Here is a 10,683-nt window from a genome sequence, read left to right as displayed (position 1 = left end):
AGGCCGCAAATTTACGTCAGGACACTCAGTACAAAAAGTATTTTCTTTCCTAACCATTAGTGTAATTATTTGGTTTGCCCGCATCAAAATTCCTTAGCTTTAGGCCTTGATTTTTTAATACGATATATCAAAATGAGAAAGTTAACTTATGTACTGGGCCTGATTGTGGCCTTCGGACTACTCGCACAGGATAAAACGGCCGTTAAGTTTGCAAAAACAATCACAGCAAATGATCTTAAAGAGCACCTTTCAGTTCTGGCTTCTGATGAATATGAAGGCAGGGAAACGGGTCAGAAAGGGCAAAAAATGGCTGCTGAATACATTGCCAATCACTTTATGTCATTAGGTCTGGAAGCACCTGTAAATGGTTCATACTTTCAGAAGTTTAATTTGACAGAGGCGTCAATCGGATCGGTTTATTTCCGAAAAGGAGATGAAAAGAAAGTCGGGTTTGAAGATTTCGTGTATTACTCGAGTGCTGAAACTTCAGGCGAAGAATACATTCAGCTAATTTTGGCGGATGAAGAAAATAAAGAAATAGACTACAAAGGGAAGTACATTGTTTTTGTAGCGGATCAGCTTGGAGGCCTACAGGAAAAGGCTCAAAAAGCTGAGGAATCAGGAGCTGCCGGAGTATTCTTTGCTTTGGAAAATGAGGAAGAGTTCCAATCGATGATCACCCGATACGGTCCATATTTGAAAAAGCCATCATTAAAGCTGGATGATAGAGACAATTCAGCTACTAAACTTGTCATTGCTAATATGGATTTAGCTGGCTGGTTGTATGGAAAGCCTTTCTCAGAAATTAAAGCAGGGGAGACTGCAACGGTTGTTTTTAATGCAGATTACCTCGACAAACCTGTCGAGACTGAAAATGTATTGGGCCTACTAAAGGGAACAGAAAAGCCTGACGAAATTTTGGTGATTACTTCTCACTATGACCATGTTGGAATTATCAACGGGGAAATTCACAATGGTGCAGATGACGATGGATCCGGAACTGTTACTGTTTTGGAGCTTGCGGAAGCTTTTGTAGAAGCATCAAAGAAAAAGAAAGGACCAAAAAGGAGCATCTTGTTCATGACAGTGACGGGTGAGGAGAAGGGACTTTTGGGATCGAGATATTATACAGATATGGATCCGGTTTTTCCGCTTGCGAATACGGTGGTAAACCTGAACATTGACATGGTAGGAAGAGTGGATGATGCACATTCCGAAAACTCAGATTACATCTATGTAATTGGTTCGGATAAGCTATCTCAGGAGCTTCATGATCTTTCTGAAAAAGTAAACACTACTTATACAAATCTTGAGTTGGATTACACTTATAATGATGAGAACGATCCAAATCGATTCTACTATCGATCTGATCATTACAACTTCGCAAAGAATAACATTCCGATTATTTTTTACTTCAATGGAACGCACCCGGACTATCACCAACCGACTGACACGATTGAAAAGATCGAGTTTGAGACCATGGAGAAAAGAGCCAAGCTCGTTTTCCATACCGGATGGGAAATAGCCAACAGAGAAGAAAGAATAAAAGTAGATAAGTAGCGAGGGTTTTGTGGAAGAGACTAGTTGAGAGAAATTGATCATTGTGGGGCATTTCGCCCCACAAGATCTTTTCAACCAGCTATGGAAAGAAAGACTATTAATCCATCTTTCTAGTACAATAATAAATATTTAAAGTGATTTTAGGGAAAGTTTTGGTTTAAAAAATCCTTTCCTGGAGATACATTAAGATTTCGATCTAAGGAGATTTGACTGGGTTCAAGATAGTGATGGGGTTTGTTGAAATAGGAACTACAAACCTCTGGAGGAATGTGATCCTAAAATTATAGAGTCCCATATTCAGTCGATAAATAAATACTAAATCCCTATCAATACTCACACCGACCTTGAAATAACCTCTTCAGACGTCAGCCCATAAAGCGGTGGTGTTTTTACTCCCAACATGGCTAAATACATATAAAGCTGTCCTCTATGATGAACCTCATGCTCTATTAATGCGCGCAACCATTTCCAAACTGTGATCTTAACGCCTCCTGGTGTTTCGCATTTCATTTCCATCTCTTCATGGCTCAAACGCTCAAAAACCGCTCGTGATTCCTTTTGCATTTGAAGGTAAAAATTTATGATGGCCTCCTTCCCTTCAGCCAGTTCGATTCCGCATCCCTTGTATTTGGAAGGTTTCAATTGAACATTCTCAACATACATGAAGCGTTCTATAGCTGCCAGGTGTCTTATCTGGTCACCAATGGTAAACTTCCCCTTCTGATAAGTCCACTCGATTTTATCTTCAGGGATAAAGTCAAACAATCTTGCCGTTCTTGCTTTTACTTTGTCCAGGTATTTAACAAAGGATTGACCATCGTATATTTCCATTGCATCAATTTTAAGTTTTAAGATAGCACATGATCAAGATCATTACCACCGAAGATGGTTCTCACAGCTTATTTGATGAAGAGCTGAACGAGACCTACCATTCCACAAAAGGAGCCAGAGGAGAATCCTTGCATGTGTTTATACGTGAAGGACTTGAACATTGGTTGTTCGGAAATCAAGCTGAGGAAATCAAAGTTCTGGAGATAGGTCTGGGAACCGGTCTGAATGCCTTTCTAACAGCGCAATTTGCGGCAAGACACAGCCAAAAAATTCACTTCACTTCTTTGGAACCCTTCCCGATTGAAAAAGAGATTTATCAGAATCTGAACTTCTTCCAATCCGAAAAGGAGAAGGGCTTACTTCTTGAGATTCATGAAACTGAATGGGAGAAAGAACTTAGCATAACGCTTCCATTCAGCTTATATAAAACCACTTCCCGGCTTGAAGACTTCACCACTTCAAACTCATTTCACATTATTTACTTCGATGCATTTGCACCCAGCAAGCAACCGGAAGTTTGGTCATTGGAGAACCTAAAGAAATGCTTCTCACTGTTAGATAAAGGAGGAATACTCACCACCTATTGTGCTCAGGGACAATTCAAACGCAACCTCGTAGAAGCTGGATTTAAGGTTGAAACGCTACAAGGAGCGATGGGTAAGAAGGAGATGGTGAGGGGAATAAAATAGTAAGCCGATCAGAAGACCGACTCACATGGAAACCTATTTTACAATTACCCCGCTATTATCTTTAAATCTCCCGGTAATTAACCAACCACCGAAATCTTCTGAAACAGCCATCAAGAGCTCATTTTTGCCTTTTTTTAGATCCAGATAGATCCCATCAAATAACCCTACCGTACCTAGGTATCGGTAGTCTCTGCTTCGCCATTTATTGTTTCCCCAATAGATGGGTTTTCCGTTAAGAATTGCTACAACCCGGTCACTGTAGCCAAACTCAAATAGTTTCATTTGATCTTTTTCTGAGGTAATGGTGATTTTTGCAAAAACGGTATTGCCAGGCTCGCCATTATATAAATTTTGGATTCTGGAAATATTAGCGGCAGTCCCTTCTTCTGCTTTTATTTTCCCTTGCCACTTCCTGTTCGCCAGGGCCTCTTCGATATTGTTTGGGTTTTCAAGAAGCTTTTCCTCAAACATGTCTGAGACTTCCCACTCCTGGATCAAATTGGGAATAGCTTCCCTTTCAATTGGGCTAAAATCAACAAGATCAGGAGCGTCGAATGAGACTTTGATGTTAGCGATATGAAAGCCAGACGAGTTACCCCCTCTTATGATGATCTTGCCGGATTCCGGTTTATGAAAGAGATCCCAGGAGAGATTTGGTTTGTCACTATTATCCAGATATACCTGAGCCTTATCTTCATTCACTAGAATCTTTATGTGAGTCCAGGTTTCATAATTGTATTTGTAAGCAAACGAATATCGGGGGCCAAAATACAGTTGCCATGGTGAAATGTTTTTGGTTGTCGGTGCTGCCTGATTCGCATCTGGATTTCCGGATTGGTGCGGTCGAACATAGAATTGCTCAGAATCTCCAGTCTCGTTATTAGCCCGGAAGTTCACCCCGGGGAAGGCTTGTTCTTCTTTCAGGTGGATATCAAATTCAATGATGCCATTTTTAAACTCTTTATCCCTAAGAGTCATAGAGCCAGCTTGAAGATATATTGCATCTGATCCGAGGTGTTTTTCAAGAACATAGGCACGCGCTTGAATTTCCCAATTGTTCGTATCAATTGGAATAATTTGTCCCTTTGATGCTATGCTAAAAAGGAGAAGCGCTATTGTAAGTTTTAATTGTGTTTTCATGCCACAACCTTACGCATGGTTTAAAGGTTAAGTAATGGGATCTGTAGACAAGTTGATTCAATGTGATTCATGGTTGTTCAACTCATTGTTGTTTAACACTTTTGGAAGATGTCAGATAACTCAGAAAAGTATATTGCCCGATTAAGGTATGAGGTTGAGGAGGTTCTCAGCTGGGGAGCTGTGAGCGGTTGGCACAGTAAAATGTTTGATGAGCTCTCTGAGAAAGTTTTTGAGTCAACACGAGTAATGCTCAGTGTGGCGACACTTAAACGCTTTTTTGGTGTAGTCAATCACGATGGAGCTCCGAGCATTACAACGCTCGATGCACTGTCTCAGTTTGTGGGCAAGGAGAACTGGCGTGCTTTTAAAATGGCCGACCCAATTAAAAGAAAAAAGGAAAAGCCTCCAAGAAAATCGATCTATGTGACCATTGGGTTCATTCTGGCCATTATCTCCATAAGCCTTGTCGGCAATAAACGCCCAGAGGTAGTTATTAACGCTTCTGAGTTTTCGTTTTCAAGTAAAGTCTTGAGCAAGGAGTATCCAAATTCCGTGGTATTTGATTTCAAGATTCCGTCTGACCTTAGATCTGACAGCTTACACATTCAGCAATATTGGGATCCTACCAAAACCATTGCTGTGCAAAAAGATCAAACCCAGGCGACTGGGATATACTATTTCCCTGGATACTTCAGAGCAAAGCTTATGGTGGATGGGAAGGAAGCCCAGGCACATGACCTTTTCCTGAAAAGTGAAGGCTGGCTGGGGCTGATCGAATACGCTCCAACACCAAAATATTTTGTGCCGGAAATCGACGGAACTGCACTTTCTTTTCCGGAAGAGATCAAAAAGGAAATAATAGCTCGTGAGAAACCTGTTGTCTCTTCTTTTCATTTTATCGATGACCTGGGTCGTGTTTCAGGGGACAACTTCTCCTTTTCTGCAACGGTTAAAAATGTATTTGATGATAGATGGGCAGTATGCCAGGCCATGAGTATCTATTTCATTGGATCCACAGGTGCCATGATTATCCCGTTTTCAAAGATTGGGTGTAGTTCTGATAATAATCTGATGCTCAATGACACTTATCTGCGTGGCAAGGAGCACGACCTGTCTCCTCTTAGTGCAGATTTTACTGACCCTGTTGAATTGAGTATTCAGGTAGAAAAAAAGCAAGTATCCATCCTTATTGGTGGAAAAGAAGTCTATACGGAAGCATACAAGGAATCCATGGGGAAGCTGGTAGGTGCGCGCATTAAATTCAAAGGCCTGGGAGAAGTATTAGATTTCAAACTGAAGGATCAAAACGGTGAATTGGTACTGTTACAGTAGTCAGAAAATTTATGAACAAGATTGAACGATCTTGTTTTACAGATAGCCTTTGACTTGTCTAACGCTTGTGTACCATTGAACAAAAATCAGGATTATGAAAGGCTCAATCTTCTTATCTCTTTATTTATTAGCAGCTATAGGATTCTCTCAGGATGTTGGCGGAAAAACCTTAGTCAGTCAATCCAGGAGCACCACAGCAAACATTGGTAAGTGCGATATCACCATCAAATATCACAGCCCATCAGTCAATGGGAGAAAGATATTTGGTGGCATAGTACCCTTCGATTTTGTAGTTGATGGAAAGGAATACCCCTGGAGAGCAGGGTCGAATCAACGAACCACCATCGAATTTAGTCATCCCGTGGAGGTTGAAGGTCAGAAGCTGGATTCTGGCTCGTATGGATTTCTTGTTTTGGTATCTGAAAAGGAATGGACCTTGATTTTTTCTTCGGGTAAGAGCTGGGGAGCTTTTAATTATGACAAAGCAAATGACATCATTCGTGTTCCTGTCAAAACTAAAAACATGCCCTTTCAAGAGTGGCTGAGCTATGAATTTATCAACCCAAAATCAGAGTCCGTAGATGTGCAACTCAGGTGGGAAGAAACTGCTGTTACATTTAATATTCAAACAGATGCCTTCAGCAACATCATTTCAGACATTGAAAGTAAAGAGCAAAAAGATGCCAATGATTATCAGGAGCTCGCAGTTAGAACATTAGAAAACAATCCAAATCAAAAAGAACTTGCACTGGATTATTTAGAAAAATCGCGGCTTGCATTTGATACCATGTCAAATGAATATTATCGTCAACATTACAAATTTGCCTACCAAATGCTCAAAGCAGAGCTACTCGAATCTCAGGGCAATAGGGATCAAGCGAAAGAGCTCAAAGAGAAAGCCTGGACAACAGCAAGTGGGTTTAATATCTACTATTACGCTTTGAGAAAGTATGCTGTTGAGGAAAAGAAAAAAGAGGCGTTAGATATTCTAAAACAAGGTATCAAAACCCACCCTGACAATTTTCAAACGCACTTTGCATTTGGGGAGTATTACCTGAAAGAAAAGAATCAGCAGAAGGCTACCGAGCATTTTAAGAAGGCTTTGGATATGACTATTGAGCAAAAAAGTAGGTGGGAAAACTATGCCAGATACCTTTACCTGCAAAACAAACTGGTGCTCGAACGAAATTGAATGTGGTGTTAGGGTTCCAGTTTACTCAAAAGGGATTCAGCATGACGCTTTAAAAATCCAATTCTTCCCCGGTTGCTATCAAAAAGATTTCTCGAAGAAAGTATCATCGACTCTATATCTCGAATCTGCTTTGAATTGGGATTGAGAAGCCAGGGATACTTGCCAACATCAAGTGGCATCTCTGCCCAAACTTTTCTTTGAATCACCCAGTAATCGTTGTATTCAGGACCAATCATTTTAGATCGCAACTGCTGATTGTCGCGTTCAATGTAGGTGCTCCACTTTTTCACATCACGGTAATAATTGATAATATCTGATCTTAGCTTTTTATCATTCATTGAATATAATCGCCCGGTATTCAACATCTCATCGTATGTTGTAAAATTTGATTCAACCAGAAAGAAATTGATCAGGTGAACAGAAATCATAGACAATCGCTTTTCCTTCGTATCCAGTTCATTAAACAGTGATAACACTGAGTCACACTTTTGCACCCGTTCTGCCAGCCGATAATCGAGATAGGCAAATCTTGAAGTATCACTTTTTACATCTTCTATCAATCGCTCAATTGTAAGCCGATGAACATTATTAGCAACCCTGTCTTGATTCCAGTTATTGAGTAAAAAAGCACCTAGTATACCAACGGTGATTACCAGTATTTCCAGGAAATACTCGGCCCATTTTTCTTTTAAGGTTGAAAATAGCTTCTTCATTTCTGATTGGATATGTTTCTAAAATAACCAAAACCCCGATAATGAATTAAACAGGTTGCTTTTTGTAACTTTTATTTACAAACATGAGTATTATCATAGATAATATTTACATTTATGAGGAATAATGAGCGTAACGCTCAACCTAATTAATTGAGATCGATAAGCATCCAGTTGGGTTAGGTGTGCCAATCTCTCAATTGTAGAAACGAAACTATGAAAGGAAATAACCTGGGCGAATTCGAAGAACTCATTTTACTCACAGTAGCGTCACTCGAAACGGAAGCGTATGCCGTTTCAGTAAAAGAAGAACTGGAAAAAAGAGCCAACAGAAAGGCCAATATCAGCGCGATACATTCATCTCTATACCGCCTGGAAGACAAAGGCTTTCTCATTTCTGAATTTGGAGGAGCCACACAAAAGCGTGGAGGTAAGAAGAAAAGATATTTTCAGGTTACCAATACGGGCTTTGAAGTTTTGAAAGAAGCCAAAGAGCTAAAAGAAAACTTCTACAAAACAATACCACAGCTAGCAATCATCAGCATCTAATTTGCCGCAAGCACACAACGATATTACTCCACCAAAAGCAGCTGAGAAGCTGCTTCGACTCATTTATGACGATGAGCTCTTAGATGATATCCTTGGAGATTTACAGGAAATGTTTCAGGATCGCGTAGAGAGCAAAGGACTATTCAAAGCACGATTGCACTATTTCAAAGACGCATTTCTGTCGATTCGAAATTACGATTTAAGAAGGAAAAGAAAGGTCAGACACAATAACTCAATACCTATGTTAAAGAACTACATCAAAACCACCTTCCGCACCCTATCAAAAAACAGGGTGTACTCGGCACTTAATATTTTCGGCCTGGCCCTGGGTATTGCGGCATGCTTATTCATTTCACAGTATGTGAGCTATGAATACAGCTACGATAAATTCCATTCCAATCACGAAAATCTGTACCGTGTCAAGTACATGGTCTATCGTGGAGAAGACCTTCAAATCAACTGTGCTGCAGCGGTTCCGCGAGTGGGACCATTCATGAAAGAAAACATGCCTGAGGTGGTGGATTTCGCGAGGGCATATCCCATGTCCGGTGTTATTGAGCGTGACAACATTCAGTTTCGTGAAAACCGAATACAAATTGCTGATCCCGCTTTTTTGAAAATCTTTGATTATCCATTAATCCATGGAGATTTGGAGACGGCACTGAGTGAGCCAAATACGGTAGTTATAACCGAAAGCATTGCCAATAAATACTTTGGCCGAACAGACGTAGTTGGAGAAACATTAAACCTATATACCTGGATTGAGGAGACGTTGGAAATCACCGGGGTGACAGCAGATGTTCCGGAGAACTCACATCTCAAATACAATTTTCTCGTATCATACGAAACCCTAAACAACCAAACACGAAATGATGATGGAACAGCATCTTCTGAGACGGCCTGGGGGTGGTATGATTTCAACACCTATGTTCTACTGGAGGATGGTGCTGATCCGAAAGCATTTGATGAAAAATTTGAGGAGGTGTTGTACGCTGAAAGAGGAGAGGATTTTGAAAAGTATAATTTCAGATCGGATTTCCCACTGCAACCGATTACTGACATTCACCTGTATTCAAACTTGTTGCAGGAATCAGAACCTGCTGAGCAGGGAGATGGAGATACTGTATTCTTTCTTGCCATCATCGCGGCATTCATCCTGATCATTGCATGGATCAATTACATAAATCTTTCAACTGCAAAATCTTTAGAAAGGGCTAAAGAAGTGGGCGTGCGAAAATCCATGGGAGCCTATAAAAGACAGCTGGTGAATCAGTTTCTGACTGAATCATTTGTGTTGAATTTTCTGGCCCTGTCCCTCGCAGTTATTGTGGTGGTCATCACAACTCCATTTTTTAATCAGCTGATCGATGCGGATCTCAGCAGAGCGTTCTTTTTAGAACCCAATTTTTGGCTGGCCGTGCTAGGCGTTTATGTGCTTGGGTCATTCTTGTCCGGGTTGTATCCGGCGTTTATTCTTTCTTCATTCCGTCCTATTCAGGTACTAAAAGGAAAAATGACGACCAACAAATCAGGCGTCCTGCTTCGCAGAGCCCTGGTTGTATTTCAGTTTGCTGCGTCTGTCACATTGATTGCCGGTACCATTATCGTTTATCAGCAGCTTAGTCACATGAAAAAACTGGATGTAGGATTCGATATGACAGATACCATGGTTATGCGCGGACCGCAGGTTTTTGCGGTCGATTCTCTTTTCGGAAATGCACTAAATGCATTTGAAAATGAACTCAAAAGCAATCCAAATATCGAGGCAGTTACCAATAGCTCCAACGTACCAGGCGATGAAATTTTCTGGACCAGAGGGATGAGGAAGCAAGAAGATACAAGAGAGAAAAACTTCACTGTCTATCTCGTAGGTGTGGATCAGGATTATTTTCCTACCTATGACATTGAGTTTTTGGCAGGAAGAAATTATGATAAGTCATTTACGACGGACACTGCCAATGTGATCATCAACAAGGCAACCATGGAATATCTGAACATTCAAACCCCGGATGAAGCCATTGGTCAAAGAGTTCTTATTGGTGGAAGAGACAAGCGAACCATTATTGGGGTGGTAGATAACTATCGCCAGCAATCTGTCAAAAACAGTATCAATCCGCTGGTATTCCCGTTGACTGAAAATTCTGCTTCATTTATCTCCGTAAAGCTCAATACGGATGATTTTCAAGCTGCTTATGAGGAAAGTAAGGCAACATTTGATCAATTCTTTCCTGGCAACCCTTTCGATACGTTCTTCCTGGATGAGTTTTACAATAAGCAATATGCAAACGAGCAGAACTTTAGCCGGGCATTCACACTCTTTGCCTTCTTTGCCATCATCGTAGCATGCCTTGGATTATTTGGATTGACGTCTTTTACCGCACTTCAACGAACGAAAGAGATCGGAATCCGTAAAGTTCTTGGTGCTGATATTTCTCAAATTGTGATGATCCTCTCCAAGGAATTCTTAATTCTGGTGGGAATTGCAAATGTAATCTCATGGCCTATTGTGTACTTCCTCATGGATGGTTGGCTGGATAATTTTACCAGCCGCATCACGATTGGTGTTTCAGTATTCCTAATTGCCGCAATCATGGTTGTGATAATTGCTTTGATTGCTGTTGGAAACAAAACGCTTTCCATCGCAAAGACCAATCCGGTGAAGGCGCTTAGGTATGAGTAA

At 40.7% G+C, this 10,683-nt stretch carries 9 protein-coding genes; 6 read left to right on the top strand and 3 right to left on the bottom strand.

The genetic code is table 11. The annotated features are described in order from the left end of the window. Positions 1-132 precede the first annotated feature (132 nt). A complete protein-coding gene (locus RIC88_RS16865; RefSeq protein WP_350218744.1) occupies positions 133-1,560 on the top strand; it encodes a M28 family peptidase in 1,428 nt (475 codons plus the stop codon). Between the two features lie 333 nt (positions 1,561-1,893). Here RIC88_RS16865 and RIC88_RS16860 read toward each other — a convergent pair whose 3' ends face one another. Beyond that, positions 1,894-2,391: a DinB family protein gene (locus tag RIC88_RS16860; protein ID WP_350218743.1), complete on the bottom strand. Its 498-nt coding sequence runs from the start codon at positions 2,389-2,391 to the stop codon at positions 1,894-1,896. 29 nt (positions 2,392-2,420) lie between these two features. Here RIC88_RS16860 and mnmC2 point away from each other — a divergent pair, with 29 nt between their 5' ends. Beyond that, positions 2,421-3,080: a tRNA (5-methylaminomethyl-2-thiouridine)(34)-methyltransferase MnmC2 gene (gene mnmC2 / locus RIC88_RS16855; protein ID WP_350218742.1), complete on the top strand. Its 660-nt coding sequence runs from the start codon at positions 2,421-2,423 to the stop codon at positions 3,078-3,080. Positions 3,081-3,113: 33 nt separating this feature from the next. On the opposite strand, the gene RIC88_RS16850 is transcribed toward mnmC2, so the two are convergent. After that, a complete protein-coding gene (locus RIC88_RS16850; protein ID WP_350218741.1) occupies positions 3,114-4,220 on the bottom strand; it encodes a hypothetical protein in 1,107 nt (368 codons plus the stop codon). A gap of 108 nt (positions 4,221-4,328) precedes the next feature. Between RIC88_RS16850 and RIC88_RS16845 the strand changes: the two genes are divergently transcribed. Next, a complete protein-coding gene (locus tag RIC88_RS16845; protein ID WP_350218740.1) occupies positions 4,329-5,552 on the top strand; it encodes a hypothetical protein in 1,224 nt (407 codons plus the stop codon). Between the two features lie 94 nt (positions 5,553-5,646). Beyond that, complete coding sequence (locus tag RIC88_RS16840) at positions 5,647-6,744, top strand: DUF2911 domain-containing protein (protein WP_350218739.1); 1,098 nt, start codon at positions 5,647-5,649, stop codon at positions 6,742-6,744. Between the two features lie 8 nt (positions 6,745-6,752). Here RIC88_RS16840 and RIC88_RS16835 read toward each other — a convergent pair whose 3' ends face one another. Beyond that, positions 6,753-7,457: a hypothetical protein gene (locus RIC88_RS16835; protein ID WP_350218738.1), complete on the bottom strand. Its 705-nt coding sequence runs from the start codon at positions 7,455-7,457 to the stop codon at positions 6,753-6,755. Between the two features lie 213 nt (positions 7,458-7,670). On the opposite strand from RIC88_RS16835, the gene RIC88_RS16830 reads away from it, so the two are divergent. Next, positions 7,671-8,003 (top strand): helix-turn-helix transcriptional regulator, encoded by a 333-nt coding sequence (locus tag RIC88_RS16830; protein WP_350218737.1) that lies wholly within the window; start codon positions 7,671-7,673, stop codon positions 8,001-8,003. Position 8,004: 1 nt separating this feature from the next. Further along, entirely contained in the window at positions 8,005-10,683 is a 2,679-nt protein-coding gene (locus RIC88_RS16825; RefSeq protein WP_350218736.1) for an ABC transporter permease, read from the top strand.

This window comes from Ekhidna sp. (assembly GCF_040220215.1).
Lineage (GTDB): Bacteria > Bacteroidota > Bacteroidia > Cytophagales > Cyclobacteriaceae > Ekhidna.
Note: the sequence above shows the minus strand (reverse complement) of the source record. Positions and strands in the feature narration are given on the sequence as shown.